The sequence below is a fragment of the Micromonospora sp. DT201 genome (assembly GCF_049841575.1).
GTDB lineage: Bacteria > Actinomycetota > Actinomycetes > Mycobacteriales > Micromonosporaceae > Micromonospora.
This window is the reverse complement of sequence record NZ_JBNCKP010000029.1, coordinates 18,069-33,875: the sequence shown is the minus strand read 5'-3', so window position 1 is coordinate 33,875 and position 15,807 is coordinate 18,069. Positions and strand designations below refer to the sequence as shown.

Annotated in this window: 19 protein-coding genes; 10 read left to right on the top strand and 9 right to left on the bottom strand. The window is 71.8% G+C overall.

Features of this window, described 5'->3' with window-relative positions; all coding sequences use genetic code 11:
* Position 1: 1 nt before the first annotated feature.
* From ACLQ28_RS31210 to ACLQ28_RS31190, 5 genes are all read left to right on the top strand, one after another.
* Positions 2–448, top strand: coding sequence for a metal-sulfur cluster assembly factor (locus tag ACLQ28_RS31210; RefSeq protein WP_425689846.1), 447 nt, complete (start codon positions 2–4; stop codon positions 446–448).
* A gap of 384 nt (positions 449–832) precedes the next feature.
* Positions 833–1,459: a LysE family transporter gene (locus tag ACLQ28_RS31205; protein ID WP_425689845.1), complete on the top strand. Its 627-nt coding sequence runs from the start codon at positions 833–835 to the stop codon at positions 1,457–1,459.
* 49 nt (positions 1,460–1,508) lie between these two features.
* The gene (locus tag ACLQ28_RS31200; protein ID WP_425689844.1) at positions 1,509–2,171 is read left to right on the top strand and encodes an acVLRF1 family peptidyl-tRNA hydrolase; all 663 of its coding nucleotides are present in this window, start codon (positions 1,509–1,511) and stop codon (positions 2,169–2,171) included.
* Positions 2,172–2,264: 93 nt separating this feature from the next.
* A complete protein-coding gene (locus tag ACLQ28_RS31195) occupies positions 2,265–2,555 on the top strand; it encodes a muconolactone Delta-isomerase family protein (RefSeq protein WP_425689872.1) in 291 nt (96 codons plus the stop codon).
* 88 nt (positions 2,556–2,643) lie between these two features.
* Entirely contained in the window at positions 2,644–3,009 is a 366-nt protein-coding gene (locus ACLQ28_RS31190) for an SgcJ/EcaC family oxidoreductase (RefSeq protein WP_425689843.1), read from the top strand.
* A 119-nt stretch (positions 3,010–3,128) separates the two neighbouring features.
* Here ACLQ28_RS31190 and ypfJ read toward each other — a convergent pair whose 3' ends face one another.
* On the bottom strand, positions 3,129–4,049 hold the full coding sequence (ypfJ, locus tag ACLQ28_RS31185; RefSeq protein ID WP_425689842.1) for a KPN_02809 family neutral zinc metallopeptidase: 921 nt from the start codon (positions 4,047–4,049) through the stop codon (positions 3,129–3,131).
* A gap of 262 nt (positions 4,050–4,311) precedes the next feature.
* On the opposite strand from ypfJ, the gene ACLQ28_RS31180 reads away from it, so the two are divergent.
* Positions 4,312–5,916, top strand: a complete 1,605-nt coding sequence (locus ACLQ28_RS31180) for an ABC-F family ATP-binding cassette domain-containing protein (RefSeq protein WP_357113438.1) — start codon at positions 4,312–4,314, stop codon at positions 5,914–5,916.
* A gap of 29 nt (positions 5,917–5,945) precedes the next feature.
* Here the strand turns inward: ACLQ28_RS31180 and ACLQ28_RS31175 are convergent, their stop codons facing one another.
* A complete protein-coding gene (locus tag ACLQ28_RS31175) occupies positions 5,946–6,545 on the bottom strand; it encodes a cadmium resistance transporter (protein ID WP_425689841.1) in 600 nt (199 codons plus the stop codon).
* Between the two features lie 216 nt (positions 6,546–6,761).
* Between ACLQ28_RS31175 and ACLQ28_RS31170 the strand changes: the two genes are divergently transcribed.
* From ACLQ28_RS31170 to ACLQ28_RS31160, 3 genes are all read left to right on the top strand, one after another.
* Entirely contained in the window at positions 6,762–6,989 is a 228-nt protein-coding gene (locus tag ACLQ28_RS31170) for a helix-turn-helix domain-containing protein (RefSeq protein ID WP_007462679.1), read from the top strand.
* Positions 6,990–7,035: 46 nt separating this feature from the next.
* A complete protein-coding gene (locus ACLQ28_RS31165; protein WP_425689840.1) occupies positions 7,036–7,803 on the top strand; it encodes an enoyl-CoA hydratase/isomerase family protein in 768 nt (255 codons plus the stop codon).
* Positions 7,804–7,917: 114 nt separating this feature from the next.
* Positions 7,918–9,894 (top strand): ABC transporter ATP-binding protein, encoded by a 1,977-nt coding sequence (locus ACLQ28_RS31160; protein ID WP_425689871.1) that lies wholly within the window; start codon positions 7,918–7,920, stop codon positions 9,892–9,894.
* Positions 9,895–9,999: 105 nt separating this feature from the next.
* Here ACLQ28_RS31160 and ACLQ28_RS31155 read toward each other — a convergent pair whose 3' ends face one another.
* The 7 genes from ACLQ28_RS31155 to ACLQ28_RS31125 form a co-directional block, all read right to left on the bottom strand.
* Positions 10,000–10,413 carry a hypothetical protein gene (locus ACLQ28_RS31155; protein WP_425689839.1) on the bottom strand — a complete coding sequence of 138 codons (414 nt, stop codon included), beginning with the start codon at positions 10,411–10,413 and terminating at the stop codon, positions 10,000–10,002.
* An 82-nt stretch (positions 10,414–10,495) separates the two neighbouring features.
* Positions 10,496–11,080, bottom strand: coding sequence for a G/U mismatch-specific DNA glycosylase (gene mug / locus ACLQ28_RS31150; protein ID WP_425689838.1), 585 nt, complete (start codon positions 11,078–11,080; stop codon positions 10,496–10,498).
* A 62-nt stretch (positions 11,081–11,142) separates the two neighbouring features.
* Positions 11,143–11,904 (bottom strand): SDR family oxidoreductase, encoded by a 762-nt coding sequence (locus ACLQ28_RS31145; protein ID WP_425689837.1) that lies wholly within the window; start codon positions 11,902–11,904, stop codon positions 11,143–11,145.
* Positions 11,889–12,443 (bottom strand): hypothetical protein, encoded by a 555-nt coding sequence (locus tag ACLQ28_RS31140; protein WP_425689836.1) that lies wholly within the window; start codon positions 12,441–12,443, stop codon positions 11,889–11,891. Before ACLQ28_RS31140 ends, ACLQ28_RS31145 begins: the two co-directional genes overlap by 16 nt.
* A complete protein-coding gene (locus ACLQ28_RS31135; protein ID WP_425689835.1) occupies positions 12,440–13,258 on the bottom strand; it encodes a DUF692 domain-containing protein in 819 nt (272 codons plus the stop codon). The genes ACLQ28_RS31140 and ACLQ28_RS31135 overlap by 4 nt, the downstream gene beginning before the upstream one ends.
* Positions 13,255–14,187 carry a TIGR04222 domain-containing membrane protein gene (locus ACLQ28_RS31130; protein WP_425689834.1) on the bottom strand — a complete coding sequence of 311 codons (933 nt, stop codon included), beginning with the start codon at positions 14,185–14,187 and terminating at the stop codon, positions 13,255–13,257. The genes ACLQ28_RS31135 and ACLQ28_RS31130 overlap by 4 nt, the downstream gene beginning before the upstream one ends.
* Before the next feature lie 82 nt (positions 14,188–14,269).
* A complete protein-coding gene (locus ACLQ28_RS31125; RefSeq protein ID WP_425689833.1) occupies positions 14,270–14,842 on the bottom strand; it encodes a TetR/AcrR family transcriptional regulator in 573 nt (190 codons plus the stop codon).
* 78 nt (positions 14,843–14,920) lie between these two features.
* Between ACLQ28_RS31125 and ACLQ28_RS31120 the strand changes: the two genes are divergently transcribed.
* Complete coding sequence (locus tag ACLQ28_RS31120) at positions 14,921–15,781, top strand: carbon-nitrogen hydrolase family protein (protein WP_425689832.1); 861 nt, start codon at positions 14,921–14,923, stop codon at positions 15,779–15,781.
* Positions 15,782–15,807 lie beyond the last annotated feature (26 nt).

The following is a 15,807-nucleotide window of genomic DNA, read 5'->3' as shown; positions in this document are numbered from 1 at the left end:
CATGAGCGAGAACACCGCTACCGAGGCGACGCCGGAGGCCGGTGACACCAGCGTGGTGCCGCAGACCGACGCCGCGACGACCGATGGCACCGGTGACGCCGCCGCCCCGGCGGGTGGCGTCAGCAAGGCCATGATCGCCGACATCGAAGAGGCGATGAAGGATGTCGTCGACCCGGAGCTCGGCATCAACGTGGTCGACCTGGGCTTGGTGTACGGCGTGCACGTCGACGACGAGAACGTCGCGACGCTGGACATGACGCTCACCTCGGCGGCCTGCCCGTTGACCGATGTGATCGAGGACCAGACCCGGCAGGCGCTGACCACCGGCCCCGGCGGCGGCCTGGTCAACGACATCCGGATCAACTGGGTGTGGCTCCCGCCATGGGGCCCGGACAAGATCACTGACGAGGGTCGGGACCAGCTCCGTTCCCTCGGCTTCAACGTCTGACCCGACCTGGTCGGTTCTACCCGTCGAGCGCGACGCCCCACCCGGGGCGCCGCGCTCGATGCGTTCCACGCCTGTTGCCTTTCGCGCGCGGCGGTTGAGGTGGGCGTGATCGACACGAGGTCGTCGATGTGGGGGTGTCGCGCCGTCCGGATGCCCCCACATCGCCGACCTGGTGTCGATCATGGCGCCGGGCGCGTAAGGGCGTAAGGGCGCGGGGGCGCAAGGGCGTGGGGGGTGGGAAATTTGGTGGCGCGGGCGGGGCTGCGGCGACCAGGATGACGGGGTGATTGAGGCATACCCGAAGCAGGTTCCTGTCCGTGCGGCCACCGCCGCGCGTCGACAGCGCACCGTGCCCGGGGTCGTTTCGATCTGGCACCCGTCGTCGTGAGCGGCGCGTTCCTCGGCGGTCTCGTCGCCGGCTACGGCGTGGCCATCCCTGTCGGCGCGATCGCGATCCTCGTCATGGGGCTCAGTGCCCGTACCTCGTTCCGGGTCGGTGCGGCCGCGGCGCTGGCCGTGGCGACGGCCGACGGGCTGTACGCGGCGGTCGCCGCGCTCGGCGGCACCGGCCTGGCCGGGATTGTCGCGCCGGTCGCCGGGCCGCTGCGGGTGGTCGCCGCCGCTGTCCTGCTGGGTCTCGCCGCGCATGGCCTGTGGCGGACCTGGTCCGCCCACCGTGAGCGGCAGACGTCGACGACACCCGCCGGTCGGGGTCTGAGCACTCCGGGGCGGGCCTACGCGGCGGTGCTCGGGTTGACCCTGCTGAACCCGACGACGGTGCTCTACTTCGCCGCGCTGGTGCTCGGCCGTCAGGACACTGCCGACGAGGGCTCTGCGGCGCTCTTCGTGGCAGGCGTGTTCCTGGCGTCGGCGAGTTGGCAGCTGCTCATCGCTGGCGGCGGCACCGTCGTCGGGCGGGCGCTGACCGGGCCGCGCGGCCGGCTGGTCACTGGCCTGATCTCCAGCGCGCTCATCGCCGCGCTGGCGGTGGCCGCGCTGCTGCAGGGCTGAGCGGTCGCCCGCGGGTCCGCTCGGGCCCGCCGTGCCGTACGGTCGGGCCGTGACCAGTCGACCCGCAGCCGGGGGCGGCCGGTGGGTCGAGGTCGACCCGGCCCGCGTCGGCCGGTGGGTCGAGGGCTTCGCCGACCGGCACGGCCCGCCCACCACCACCCCCGAGGAGTACGGGCTGCTGCTCGCCGCCCCCGACGGGTCCACCGCTGAGCTGCATGCCCCACCCGGGTCGCCGGCCAGTGTCGACGTCGCCGGGTTCGTTTCCTCTGCCGTCGCTCCCCGTCGGATCGGCCTGCTGCTGGCCCGTAAGGGCGCGGTGGCGGTCGGGGTGGCCGAGGGCACCGCTCTCGTTGTGTCCAAGGTGGACCGCCAGTACGTGCAGGGGCGCACCGCCGCGGGGGGATGGTCGCAGCAGCGGTTCGCGCGTCGGCGCGACAACCAGGCCAAGGCGGCGTTGGGTGACGCGGCAGAGTTGGCCGTACGGCTGCTGTTGCCGGAGGCGGCGGCCCTGGCTGCGGTGGTCTGCGGGGGTGACCGGCGAGCGGTGGACACGGTCCTGGCCGACCGGCGGTTGGCTCCGCTCGTGCCACTGCGGGCCGAGCGGTTGCTCGATGTGCCGGAGCCTCGGCACGCGGTGCTGGTCGGCGCGGTGGGCGCGGCCCGGGCGGTATGGATCCGGCTACGCGACCCGGCACCCAGGCACGCCGACTGACCTCGGGCGCTGCGGCGGGCGGACGGCCGTGCGCAATACGGGATTCCCGGGGTGTGGCGGCGCTGGCGACCGGAGTATGGGCACGTGGAATTCATGGTGGACATGGTGACGACGGTGCCGGAGGGCACGTCGGAGGAGGGGATCGCCGACATGCGCAGGCGGGAGGCGGCGCGGTCGGCGGAGCTGACGGCGCAGGGCAGCCTCCTGCGCCTGTGGCGGCCGCCGCTGGCACCGGGGGAGTGGCGTACCTGGGGGTTGTTCCGTGCCGACGACGCGGACGAGCTGGAGGTGATCCTCGCGTCGATGCCGTTGCGCGCCTGGCGGCGCGAGACCGTCACCCCGCTGACACCGCATCCGAACGATCCGGGTCAGCCGTCCCGGTAACCGGTGCCCGGCCCTCCGCTCGCCCACCCCGCATGACCTCGCCCACCCCGCATGGCCTCGCCCGCCCCGCATGACCAGGGAGATCATCATGTCCAGTGCCGAGGTTCAGATCCTGCGTACCGTCCTCGACCGGTGGCGGTCCGCCGTCGACGCCCACGAGCCGGATCGCGTGGCGTCGTACTTCACCGACGATGCGATCTTTCAGGGACTACACCCGTACACCGTCGGCCGTGACGGTGTCGCCGCGTACTACGCCGCACAGCCGGTCGGCCTGACCGCCACGTACGACATCCGGGAGACCCGGCGACTCGCCGACGACCTGGTGCTCGGCTATCTGGAGGTCGACTTCGGCTTCGTCGACCGGCCGACGCTGACGGTCCACCTCAGCGTGATCGTGCGCCAAGTCGACGACATCTGGTCCATAAGTCACTACCAGGTCTCAAGCCTCAACTAAACCGACCCCCCTGCCTGGGTCGATCATGGAGTTGTGGTGCTGGACGAAGGTCGCTGATCCTCCCGAACCAGGCGGCACAACTCCATGATCGACGCCGACGGGGTGGGGCAGGGCAGGGGTTAGAGCTGGTCGGTGTTGAAGGTGTCGCAGGTCTTCGGGTCGCCGCTGTCGTGGCCCTGCTGGAACCAGCGCTGCCGCTGCGCGGAGGTGCCGTGGGTGAACTGGTCGGGGTTGACCTGCCCACCGGAGCGTTCCTGGATGCTGTCGTCGCCGATCGCCTCGGCGGCCTGCATGGCCTCGCTGATGTCGCTCGCGGTGATCGACTTGAACAGCGGCTCCTGGCCGGTCTTGTTCTTGCTCTCGGTGGCGTGCTTGGCCCAGGCGCCGGCATAGCAGTCGGCCTGCAACTCCAGGCGTACGGAGGCGGAGCGGGGGCCGCTCTGGTCGCCCTGGCCGGCCTTCTCGTTGGTGCCGAGCAGGTTCTGGATGTGGTGTCCGTACTCGTGGGCGAGGACGTACGGCTGCGCGAACTCGCCCTTGGCGCCGAACTGGGACGCCAACTCGTCGTAGAAGCTCAGATCGATGTACACCTTCCGGTCGGCCGGGCAGTAGAACGGGCCGACCCCCGAGTCAGCCTGGCCGCAGCCGGTGCTCACCGCTGCCTGGAAGAAGTCGGTGCCGGTCGGCTCGTACTTGGCGTTGCCCAGCTCCGGGTACGCCTTCTGCCAGTAGGCCTGGATGCTGTTGATGAAGAGCAGGTTGCGGCAGCGGGGGTCGTCGAAGCGCTCGGGGTTGTCCCGCGAGCACAACTGCTCCAGGTCGGTGCCGCCGGCCTGCCCACCCTCGTCGCCGTTGGTCATGGCGTTCAGGCCGAACCCACCGCCGAGCAGCGCGACCAGCACGGCCACCACGATGCCGATCAGTCCGCCTCGACCGCCGCCGCCCGGAATGGGGATGCCGAGGCCGCCGCCGGATCCGCCGCCACGGCCGACGTCGTTGGCCTGTGAGGTGTCGAGTTCGGCCCGCTCGTTGAGTTCCATGCTGACCCCGATCGCCGTATGTCAGAGATGTCGTCTGTGTGGTGTTTCGTCGCGTGAGTGCCGGAGCGAGTCCGGACAGCGGTTCCGGTACCCGATGATCTTGATTGGTAATCCGGGCGGCCCGCTCAGCGGCGCCCGGTACACTTGTCGGGTGCTGCGCTGCGAAGGCTGAACCGCCCCGCGCCGTCGGGCCCCTTGAGCCCGCCGGTCGTTTCGCGTGCCCCGAGTCAGCCTTCCAGACCCCGAGAGCGAGCCCGAAAACATGATCACTGCCACCGGCCTGGAACTGCGTGCCGGTTCCCGGATCCTGCTGTCTGACACCACCCTGCGCGTGCAGCCCGGTGACCGGATTGGCCTGGTCGGTCGCAACGGCGCCGGCAAGACCACCACGCTGAAGGTCCTCGCCGGCGAGGGTCAGCCATACTCCGGCCAGATCGACCAGCGCAGCGCCATCGGCTACCTCCCGCAGGACCCGCGCACCGGCGATCTCGAGGTGACCGGCCGCGACCGGGTCCTCTCGGCGCGCGGCCTGGACGTGCTGATGTCCCAGATGCAGGAGATCGAGGCCCAACTCGCCGAGGACGCCAACGAGAAGCTGGTCCGTCGCTACGGCGCGCTGGAGGACCAGTTCGCAGCCCTGGGCGGGTACGCCGCCGAGGCCGAGGCCGCCCGGATCTGCGCCAACCTCGGCCTACCGGACCGGGCGCTCGCGCAGACCATCGGCACCCTCTCCGGTGGTCAGCGTCGACGCATCGAGCTGGCTCGGATCCTGTTCCGCGACGCGGGCGAGAACGGCGGCGGCATCCTGCTGCTCGACGAGCCGACCAACCACCTCGACGCCGACTCGATCACCTGGCTGCGCGGCTTCCTCGCCAACCACAAGGGTGGCCTGATCGTGATCTCCCACGACGGCGCACTCTTGGAGTCGGTGGTGAACAAGGTCTGGTTCCTCGACGCCACCCGGTCCGTGGTCGACGTGTACAACCTGGGCTGGAAGGCGTACCTGGAGGCGCGTGAGACCGACGAGCGGCGCCGCCGCCGGGAGCGGGCCAACGCGGAGAAGAAGGCCGGCGCGTTGATGGCGCAGGCCGACAAGATGCGGGCCAAGGCAACCAAGACCGTGGCCGCGCAGAACATGGCCCGCCGCGCCGAGAAGCTGATCTCCGGCCTGGAGGAGGTGCGGGTCGCCGACCGGGTGGCCAAGGTGCGGTTCCCCAACCCCGCGCCGTGTGGCAAGACCCCGCTGACGGCGACCGGCCTGTCCAAGTCGTACGGCTCGCTGGAGATCTTCACCGACGTCAACGTCGCGGTGGACCGGGGCTCCCGGGTGGCCATCCTCGGGCTCAACGGCGCCGGCAAGACGACCCTGCTGCGGATGCTCGGAGGGCTGCTCACTCCGGACACCGGCGAGGTACACGCGGGTCACGGCCTGCGGCTGGGCTACTACGCCCAGGAGCACGAGACGCTGGACGTGGAGCGGACCGTGCTGGAGAACATGCGCGCCGCAGCCGTCGAGCAGTCCGACACCGACCTGCGCAAGATCCTCGGCGCGTTCCTCTTCTCCGGTGACGACGTGAACAAGCCGGCCGGTGTGCTCTCCGGTGGCGAGAAGACCCGACTGGCACTGTCCACCCTGGTCTGCTCCGGAGCCAACGTGCTGCTGCTCGACGAGCCGACGAACAACCTCGACCCGGTCAGCCGCGAGCAGGTGCTCGACGCCATCGCCAACTATCCGGGCGCGATCGTCCTGGTCACCCACGACCCGGGCGCGGTGCTGGCGCTCAAGCCGGACCGCGCCATCCTGCTGCCCGACGGCGACGAGGATGCCTGGAGCGACGATTTGCTCGAGCTGGTCGAGCTGGCCTGATCATTTCCGGACGGCTGCTCGGCCCCTGCTCAGCTGAGCAGGCCGACCAGCCGTCCGAGCACGCCGGAGCTCACCAGGATCACCACTCCGATGGCGATGAAGATCGTCGGCACCAGCCAGTGGCCAGCGCGCTCGACCAACCGGACCACCCTGCGGTGGCTGCCCAGCCAGGCGCCGAGGGCGCACCACAGCGCGATGAGCAGCACGAAGACCAAGAGGAACACCGCGCTGTCGGCCACGCCGAGGGCACGGAAGACGGGTACGTAGACGGCCACGTTGTCAGCGCCGTTGGCGATCGTCACCCCGGCGACACCGAGCATTCCGGTGACGACCGTGGGGGCAGCAGCGTCGTCGGAGTCCCGCAGTGCGCGTACGCCCAGCGCGACCGGCAGCAGGCCGAGTAGCCCCGTCCACGGGTCCGGCACCACCAGCAGCCCGGCTGCGACCACCGCGCTGGCCAGCGCAAGCGCGCCGATGCCGAGGTATTGGCCGGCGACGATCTGCCAGGGGCGAGGTCGGCCGGTGGTGCGGGCCGCGACGAAGAACAGCGTCAGGATGACGATGTCGTCGATGTCGGTGGCGGCGAAGACCACGGCCGCGGCGGATGCGGTGCCCAACAGGTCGATCACGACCGAAGGCTACGGGTCGCCGGCAGCCTCCAGCGTGCGGCGGTGGTACGCCTGGACGCGGTGCCGGGGCCGATCGCCGGGATCACTCTATCGGGAAGCTGACATTGCATAGCGTGTCGGTTGGCGAAGAGTTGATATCTGGCGCATGATCGTTCGAGGCGGTCTAATAGGTGGGACCGTATCCGAACCGCACAGTCTGGGACGTGAGGACACAGTATGGCAGCCACTGGCACAGCCACCAGCACTGAGAAAGGTCGCCGGATCGTCGGAGCCGAGCGTCAGACGCTCGCCAAGGACCTGGTAAAGCGGTACACCTCGGGGGAGAGCATCCGCGCGTTGGCGGCCTCGACCGGCCGTTCCTACGGGTTCATCCACCGAGTGCTCACCGAGTCAGGGGTGCAGCTGCGTCAGCGCGGCGGTGCCCGGCGCCGCAAGAAGGCGTGACCCGCGCTCCAGCGTCGTTGACCAACGCCGCTCCCCGGGCCGCCCGGTGACCGCCGAGGCGACCGGGGTTCGGCTGACTTGCGACGGGCCGGTTGCCACGGTGACGTTGTGCCGGCCCGACGTGCTCAATGCTCAGACGCCCGCGATGTGGCGGGCGATGAGCGATTTTTCCCGCGACTTGCCCGGCGACGTGCGGGTGGTGGTGGTCCGGGGTGAGGGGCGCGCGTTCTCCGCCGGCCTCGACCTCGCGGTGGCTGGCGCTTCCGGCCCCGGCTCCTTCGCGGAGCTGGCCACCCTGCCCGAGCACGAGTGCGCCGAGCGCATCGCGGAGTTCCAGGCCGGCTTCACCTGGCTGCACCGGCCGGATGTCATCTCCGTTGCGGCCGTGCAGGGCCACGCGATCGGTGCTGGCTTCCAGCTCGCGCTTGCGTGTGACCTGCGAGTGCTCTCTGCGGACGCGAAGCTGTCGATGGCCGAGGTGACTCTCGGTCTGGTGCCCGACCTGGCCGGCACGAAACGCCTCGTCGAGTTGGTCGGCTATGCGCGGGCGTTGGAGATCTGCGCGACCGGGCGCCGGTTGGACGCCGCTGAGGCGGACCGGATCGGGCTGGCGACCCTGGTCGTGTCCCCACCTGAGCTGGACGGCGCGGTCCAGGACCTGACCGCTGGCCTGCTCTCCGGGGCCCGCGACGCGGTGGTGGAGATCAAGGCGTTGCTCGCCGGCGCGGCGGGGCGGTCGCACGCCGACCAACAGCGCGCCGAGCGGGAAGCACAGACCCGCCGGCTGCGCGACCTGGCTGGCCAGGGAGAATAGGTAAGGACCGCGCGGGAAGATCCGGGTTGCGACCGAGGTTGTCACAGTCGTCGGGAGAATTGACCTGACGGTGCGGTCTGCCCGACGACCCGGAGGTGAACGGTGTCCAACCCGATGTCCGGCGGTGGCATGGCCGGGTGGAGCATGCTCCGGTCGATGCGTAACCGCGACGAGGTTTCCACCCACCACTTGAAGCGCGGCGTCGCCCGACGAATCGTCGCCTTCGCCCAGCCCTACCGGCGCGACATCGTCGTCTTCCTGGCCACCGTCGTCCTGGCCGCCATCATCGGCGTGGCCACACCGGTGCTCGCCGGCGACGTGATCAACGCGATCAACCGGGGAGGCACCGAGGCCGGCCGACTCGTGGTGCGGCTGGCCCTGTTCATCGCCGTGCTGGCGGTCGCCGACGCACTGCTCTCGCTCGCGCAACGGTGGTATTCCGCCCGCATCGGCGAGGGCATCATCTTCAACCTGCGCACCCGGGTCTACGACCATGTGCAGCGGATGCCGTTGCAGTTCTTCACCCGTACCCAGACCGGTGCCCTGGTCAGCAGGCTCAACAACGACGTGCTCGGCGCTCAGCGGGCGTTCACGTCCACTCTGTCCGGTGTGGTCAGCAACGTCATCCAGTTGGTGCTCACCGCGGCGGTGATGTTCACCCTCTCCTGGCAGATCACCGCACTCTCGCTGGTGCTGTTGCCGATCTTCATCATTCCGGCCCGCCGGGTCGGTCGGCGGCTGGCCGACATCACCCGCGAGTCGTACAACCTCGACGCCAAGATGAACGCGACCATGACCGAGCGGTTCGGGGTGGCCGGTGCGCTGCTGGTGAAGCTCTTCGGCCAGCCCGAGATCGAGGCCCGCCGGTTCGCTGGCCGGGCCGAGCGGGTCCGCGACATCGGCATCCAGTCCGCGATGTATTCCCGCACGTTCTTCGTGGCGATGCTGCTGGTCGCCTCACTGGCGCAGGCGCTCACCTACGGCCTCGGTGGTTGGCTCGCCGTGACCGGCGGCGTCAGCGCGGGCACCGTGGTGACGCTCGCGCTGTTGCTCACCCGCCTGTACGGGCCGCTCACGGCGCTCTCCAACGTCCGGGTGGACGTGATGAGCGCGCTGGTCTCCTTCGACCGGGTCTTCGAGGTGCTCGACCTCAAGCCGGGCATCGTGGAGAAGCCCGACGCGGTGCAGGTGCCCCAGGGCACGGGCCGGGTCGACTTCCGCGACGTGCGTTTCCGCTACCCGAGTGCCGCCGAGATCTCCCTCGCCTCCCTGGAGGAGGTCGCCACGCTCGACCGGACGGTCAACGAGCCGGTGCTCAAGGGCGTCTCGTTCAGCGTGGAGCCCGGGCAGATGGTCGCGCTTGTCGGCCCGTCCGGCGCAGGCAAGTCGACGCTGTCGATGCTCATCTCCCGGGTCTACGACGTCACCGAGGGGCAGGTGTTGGTCGGTGGGGTGGACGTCCGCGACGCGACGCTCGCCTCCCTGCGCGACGAGATCGGGGTGGTCACCCAGGATTCGCATCTGTTCCACGAGACGATCGCCGAGAATCTTCGCTACGCCAAGCCCGACGCCACCGATGACGAGATCTGGGCCGCACTGGCCGGCGCGCAGGTGGCCGACCTGGTCCGGTCGCTGCCCGACGGGCTGGACACCACCGTCGGGGAGCGCGGCTACCGGTTCTCCGGCGGCGAGAAGCAGCGCATCGCGATTGCCCGGCTGCTGCTCAAGGCACCGTCGATCGTGATCCTCGACGAGGCGACCGCTCATCTCGATTCGGAGAGCGAAGCGGCGGTGCAACGGGCGCTGTCGGTGGCGCTGGCCGGGCGCACCGCCCTGGTGATCGCACATCGGCTCTCCACCGTGCGCGACGCCGACCAGATCCTGGTCCTGGACGGGGGGCGGATCGTCGAGCGGGGGCGGCACGACGAGCTGGTCGCCATCGGTGGGCTCTACGCCGAGCTGTACCGAACCCAGTTCGCGGTCGCCGACTCGCCCAGGCCGTTCGTCGACGCGACCGGCCCCGAGCCGGTGGTCATGCCACTGGGCACCTACCGCGCCGACGAGGTGCTGCCGCCCGCCGCCGCCAACTGACTTCTCGACACCGGGTTGTCGCGGATCAGACCGGGCTGTCGCGGATCAGACCGGGCTGTCGCGGATCAGACCGGGCTGTCGCGGATCAGACCGGGCTGTCGCGGGTCAGTCGGCCACGAAGGCGGCGATCGTGCGGGCCAACGGTGTGCAGGCGAACAGACCGTACGCGGTGGCAAGAGCGGTGGAGGCGACGCACCACCGGTACAGTCCCGCCGGGCAGCCGCGACGTGTCGCCACCAGGACACCGACCCCGACGACCGCGAGCAGGATGCCGGGCACCGGCCCGAGCAGGGTGATGAAGAAACCCGGGACACCGAGCAACCAGCCCGGCACGATCCAGATCCAGGTCGGCGGGTACGGCCGGGGAGCCCACAGGTACGGGATGACGGCCGCGGCGAGGTAGGCCACCACGACGTACAGCTGGACGGCGACTAGCGAACGGATCGGCCCGGTGGACGGCTGGGCGCGCCGAGTCTCGTAGGCCGGATCCCGGGTCGTGCCTGCCGCTGCATCCGTCATCATCACTCCAGTGCCGTGGGCTGGTCTGCGGATCAGGGTAGGTACGCCGGTGCCGCGGGACAAGACGGTCGCTGGCCGTGGGTCAGAGCGCCACCGCTCGCAGCTCGGCGAACGCCAGGCCCAGGGTGACCGGCGTGAAGTGCGCGTTCAGGCCGCTCGGGTTGGGCAGTACCCACAGCCGGGCACCGGCCAGCGACTCCGGCTGCGGCCCGAAGGTGGCCTTCGGCCGGCGAAAACCGATCCGGTACGCGGTCACCCCCACCACGGCCACCCAGCGCGGCCGGTGCCGGGCCACCTTGTCGGTGAGGATCGCGGCGCCGTCGAGCAGTTCCTCGGTGCTCAGCTCGTCCGCGCGGGCGCTGGCCCGGGCGGCCATGTTGGTGATGCCGAGCCCGAGGGCGGGCAGCTCGCCCTGCTCGCTGGGGTGCAGCAGTCGGGGAGTGAACCCACCCCGGTGTAGGGCGGGCCAGAATCGGTTGCCGGGCCGGGCGAAGTGCCACCCGGTCGCGGCCGACCAGAGGCCCGGGTTGATGCCGACGAAGAGCACCGCCAACCCCGGCGCGAGGACGTCGGGGATGGTCCGGTCCGCAGCCGCCGCCAACTCCGCAGGGGTCGGCCGCGGATAGCCGGCAGCAGCACGGGCCGGCAGGGCCGGGTCTGGCGTCACCGCACGGGCATCTTTGGCCGGGTCTGGCGTCACCGCACGGGCATCTTTGGCCGGGTCTGGCGTCACAGCCCGCGCAGCGCGCCGCCGTCGACCGGCAGGGTGATCCCGGTGAGGTAGCTCGCGGCGGGGGAGAGCACGAACGCGGCCACCCGGCCGAACTCGGCCGGGTCGCCGAGGCGGCGCAGCGGGATGCTGGCCTCTGCGTCGGTGCGGGCGCGTTCCGGGTCGCCGGTCGCCGCGAACAGCTCCCGGTTGCGGTCGGTCATGATCCGGCCGGGCAGCAGGCCGACCACCCGGATCCCGCGTGGGCCGTAGTCGTCGGCGATGTCCTTGGCGGCCCCGACCAGGCCGGGCCGCAGACCGTTGGAGATGCCGAGGCCGGGCACCGGGCCTCGGGCCGAGGTGGAGAGCACCAGCCCGATCGCACCACCGTCGGGCAGTACGCCGGCGATCGTGCGTACCGCGCGGATGGTGCCCAGGAAGACGGTTTCGAAGGAGAGCCGCCACTGCTCGTCGGTGATCGCCGCGGCGTTGCCTGCCGGTGGCCCGCCGACCGAGATCAGCGCGCCGTCGAGCCGGCCGAAATGCTCCCGGGCGGCGGCGACGAGCTGCCCCGGAGTCTCCGGGTCGGCCAGGTCGGCGGTCAGCCCGACGGCATGCTCCGGGCCGCCCAGCCGTTGTGCGGCCGCGGCCACGGCGTCCGGGTCCCGGGCCGAGAGCACCACCCGCGCCCCGTCGGCGACCAGGCACTGCGCGGTCGCGTAACCCAGGCCTCGGGAGGCGCCGGTGAGGACGTACACGCGGTCGGTCAGTCCGAGATCCATATGGCCGATCTTGCCGTATCCGGCACCCCGTCGCTACCAACGGTGGGCACCGTCGCTGGACGTGGGGCGGGGCGCAGCAGGCGTACCCGGCCGGCGATCTGCACCGCGACGGCACCGCCGGCGCGGCCCACCGCCGGGAACCGGCGCGGACGCGGCGCCGAGAGCCCGTCGTAGCGCAGGCGTGCCTCCCGGACGGCCAGTTCTTCGGCGGCCGCCGGGGGCAGCGCTCGCTGGTCGTGCAGCGCACGGGCCAGGTCCCAACCGTCGCGTAGTGACCCGGCGGTGGGTCGTTGGGCGGCCCAGTCGGCGAAGGTCGTCGTCCACAGGGCATTGAGGCCGGCGGCGAGCAGTGGCCAGTGCCGCGCCACTTCACCGGCACGCTTGCGTCTCAGGGCTGCCCGGGTGGCGGCCAGCTGTGCCGGTGCGAAACCCGGCGGTGGGGGCCCGCCGGCGACCAGCGTGGCCACCAGCGCCGCCTGCCGCTCGGCGAGCCCGGCGAGATCGCCGGGTGGCCGCGTGCCGTCGCGCGCGCCGGTCATGTCACGGCCGGGAAGCCCGCGATGGCCGCCAGGGCGTCCAGTTCGGCGCGGAGCTCGACCGCTGGTGGATAGTGGCCGTCCCGTTCCAGCAGCAGCGCCGGCGGCCGCTGCCGGGTGCAGAGCGCGCCGACCAGTTCCAGCACCGCCGCAGGAACCGGGTCGGTGTGGGTGTCGTGGTAGAAGCCACCGTGTTCCGCGCCGCCGGCCACGTGGGCGTACGCGACCCGCTCCAGCGGCAGACGGTCCAGCAACGCGAGCGGGTCGGCGCCCCGGTTGCGGGCGTTGGCGTGCACGTTGGCCACGTCCAGCAGCAACAGTGCCCCGGTCCGGTCGAGGATCTCTGTGAGGAAGTCGGCCTCGTCGAGCTCGTCGTCGGGCCAGTCGACGAGCGCGGCGATCGGTTCCAGCGCGATCGGGACCGGCAGCTCGGCCTGTGCCCGTGCCACGTTGGCGCAGACCGCGTCGACCGCCTCCCGGCTGCGGGGCAGCGGCAGCAGGTGCCCGGCTTCCAGGCCGCCGGCTCGGACGAACGCGATGTGTTCACTGACCAGCGGTGCGTCGACGAGTTGCGCCACCGCGGCCAGGTGGGCGACCCGGGCCGGGTCGACCGGCTCGGCGCCGCCGAGGGACAGCCGCACCCCGTGCGGTACGACCGTCACCCCGCGTTCGCGCAACTGCGTCAGGCCTGGTGGAAGTGGCCCGGACGCGAGCACAGCCTCGGCCACCACCTCGACGAAGCGCAGCCCGGGCAGCTCGGCCACGAAGCCGGCGATCTCCGGACGCCAGCCGATGCCGACTCCGGACGGGCCGGTCATCCGCCGCACCCCCCGCCGCCTCCGCAGCCGCCACCGCCACCGCAGGAGCTGCCGCCGCAGGAGCTACCGCCGGAGCTGTCGCCACCCCCGCCGCTCGACCCGTCGGAGCCTCCCGTCCAGCCGCTGCCGGAGAGGGCCTGGCGCTGAACCTCGGCCTGCTCGGCGAAGCCTGGGTCGAGCGCCCAGAGCGAGGCGGTGCCGTACAGGGCCACGCCCATCGCGGCGCCGGCCGCTCCGTAGGTGGCGTAGGCGGGCGCGGAGGCCGGGGCGAGGTGGGTGTGCTGGCGGCGGATGCCACGCAGTGCGGTGCGACCGGCCCGGGTGCGTACGGGTACCCGGCCCAACAGCAGCGTGGCGCCCAGCAGCGCGACAAAGGCGAGCAGTAGGTAGCCCACCGGGCGATCATTGGAGAGGCCAGAGAACAGCCGGACCCCGCCGAGGCCCAGCAGAGCCAGCATGACCTTGTGCCAGAAGCGGGCTCGCTCGCGCTGCGCGTCGTTCGTCAGCAGACCGCGCTGCTCCAGGCCGGTCCGGAGCTGGTCGAGCGCGGTGCGTACGCGGGAGTCCTGTGGCAGCTCGCGGACCCGCGCGTGCTGGTGGGCGGCCCAGAGGATGGCCTGGTCCAGCGGGGTGAGCCCGGTCGGCGTGGTGCCGACGGTGGTCAACCGGCGGTCCGGGCGCACGGCGATCGCGCCGCTGCCGCGCAGCCCGCCGACTGCGGCGTGCACGGCGAGTTGGGGGCCACCGTTGAGGTAGGCGACCTGCTGTGGCCCGAGCGGATCGAGTGTGGTGTGCCCCGAGACGGCCAGCAGGCGGATCCGGTAGTACACCCCGATCGCCACCACCGCGGCGGCCGCCACGACGTAGTACCGGAGGAAGGTCGGGCCGGAGATGCCCCAGGTGTCGCCGGACGCGGCGTAGACGATCATCGACTGCTCCTGTCACCGGAGGGATCGGCGGCCCCATTGTGGAGCAGCCTCGCCACGGTCGACCGACCGGTGCCCCGCACGGTCAGCGGCGGCGGACCGCCTCCTCGACGAGGTCGAGCACCGGGCCCAGGTCACCGGCCGGTCGACCCATGGCCAGGTGCAGCACCAGGCCGTCGTAGGCCAGCTCCAGGAACTGGGCGAGCACGTCGATCGGTACGTCCTCGCGCAGCACTCCGGCGTCGCTCTGGCGGGCCAACCGGTCCCGGGTCGCCTCGGCGATCGCGGCGGACCGCTCGGCCCAGCGCCGGGCGAACGCCGGGTCGGTGCGTAGGCGGCGGGAGACCTCCAGTTGGCTGCCCAGCCAGCCGGTGGTGTCGGGGGAGACCGCGCGGGCGAGCAGGTCGCGCATCACCTGCACGAGACCGTTGCGGGCGACCGTCTCGACCATGGCGGCGGCGTCGTCCTCGGCGACGGCCAGGAAGAGTGAGTCCTTGTCGCGGAAGTGGTGGAAGATGGCGCCGCGGGACAGGCCGGTGGCCTCCTCGAGGCGGCGTACGGTCGCCCCCTCATAGCCGAGCCGGGCGAAACACGCCCGCGCGGCGGCGAGGATCTCCTGCCGGCGCGCGTCGAGCTGGTCCTGGCTTACTCTGGGCACGCGTCGATCGTTGCAGGTCACCCCGGGGCATGCAAACCGTACGTACGGCTTGGTATCCCGCCGACTACCATCGCCCCGGTGACCCAGCCCCGCACCGTTCCCACCGCCCCGCTGACCGTGGCCACCGTTCAGGCCACGCCCACACCGGGCGACGTCGCCGGAAACGCACTCGACGCGGCAGACCTGATCCGCCAAGCCGGTGAGTTGGGCGCGCGGGTGGCTGTCCTGCCGGAGCTGTTCCTCTGCGCGTACCACCCGCCGACCCTCGCCGCCGACCCGACCGGCACGGACGTCGCGGCCGACCCGGCCGGGGTGGTCGCGGATCCCCGGCTCGACCCGCTGCGCGCCGCGGCCCGTGAGGCCGGCGTCACCGTGCTGGTCGGTGCCGCCGCCCGACACCCGGACGGTCGGCGGACCATCGCCGCGCTGGTGGTCGACCGGGCCGGCGCGGTCCGGGTCGGCTACGACAAGCAGCAACTGTGGGGCGACGAGCGTGAGCTGTTCAGCCCCGGCGACCGGGGTGCCACGCTGCTCGTCGACGACTGGCGGCTCGGGCTCGGCATCTGCTACGACGGCTGTTTCCCGGAGCACGGCCGGGCCGCTGCCCTCGACGGCGCGCACGGATACCTGTGCCCCAGCGGATACCTGGCTGGCTCCGAGCATCGCCGGGACCTGTACTACGCCGCGCGGGCACTGGACAACACGATGTTCGTGGTCTTCTCCAACTCGGTCGGCGGTGTCGACCCGTGGCGGTTCAACGGCGGCGCGGCGATGTACGACCCGCAGGGGCGGGTGCTGGCCCGGGGCGCCGACGAGGGCACGGCGGTGCTGGTGGCGACGCTGGACCCGGCCGTGCTCGCGGCCACTCGGGCGGCCCATTCGATGCTCGCCGATCGACTGCCGGACCAGGGTGGCCCTCGAATGTCGATGTCTGGCTGACCTCGTCGTCAGGTCGATACCCGCTG

What these genes read in the sequence shown, in the direction of transcription:
- ACLQ28_RS31210 (WP_425689846.1), top strand. Translation starts at nt 2, where the DNA reads ATGAGCGAGAACACCGCTACCGAGGCGACGCCGGAGGCCGGTGACACC.
- ACLQ28_RS31195 (WP_425689872.1), top strand. Translation starts at nt 2,265, where the DNA reads ATGGTGGACATGGTGACGACGGTGCCGGAGGGCACGTCGGAGGAGGGG.
- ACLQ28_RS31190 (WP_425689843.1), top strand. Translation starts at nt 2,644, where the DNA reads ATGTCCAGTGCCGAGGTTCAGATCCTGCGTACCGTCCTCGACCGGTGG.
- ypfJ (WP_425689842.1), bottom strand. Translation starts at nt 4,049, where the DNA reads ATGGAACTCAACGAGCGGGCCGAACTCGACACCTCACAGGCCAACGAC.
- ACLQ28_RS31180 (WP_357113438.1), top strand. Translation starts at nt 4,312, where the DNA reads ATGATCACTGCCACCGGCCTGGAACTGCGTGCCGGTTCCCGGATCCTG.
- ACLQ28_RS31170 (WP_007462679.1), top strand. Translation starts at nt 6,762, where the DNA reads ATGGCAGCCACTGGCACAGCCACCAGCACTGAGAAAGGTCGCCGGATC.
- ACLQ28_RS31160 (WP_425689871.1), top strand. Translation starts at nt 7,918, where the DNA reads ATGTCCGGCGGTGGCATGGCCGGGTGGAGCATGCTCCGGTCGATGCGT.
- ACLQ28_RS31155 (WP_425689839.1), bottom strand. Translation starts at nt 10,413, where the DNA reads ATGACGGATGCAGCGGCAGGCACGACCCGGGATCCGGCCTACGAGACT.
- ACLQ28_RS31145 (WP_425689837.1), bottom strand. Translation starts at nt 11,904, where the DNA reads ATGGATCTCGGACTGACCGACCGCGTGTACGTCCTCACCGGCGCCTCC.
- ACLQ28_RS31140 (WP_425689836.1), bottom strand. Translation starts at nt 12,443, where the DNA reads ATGACCGGCGCGCGCGACGGCACGCGGCCACCCGGCGATCTCGCCGGG.
- ACLQ28_RS31135 (WP_425689835.1), bottom strand. Translation starts at nt 13,258, where the DNA reads ATGACCGGCCCGTCCGGAGTCGGCATCGGCTGGCGTCCGGAGATCGCC.
- ACLQ28_RS31130 (WP_425689834.1), bottom strand. Translation starts at nt 14,187, where the DNA reads ATGATCGTCTACGCCGCGTCCGGCGACACCTGGGGCATCTCCGGCCCG.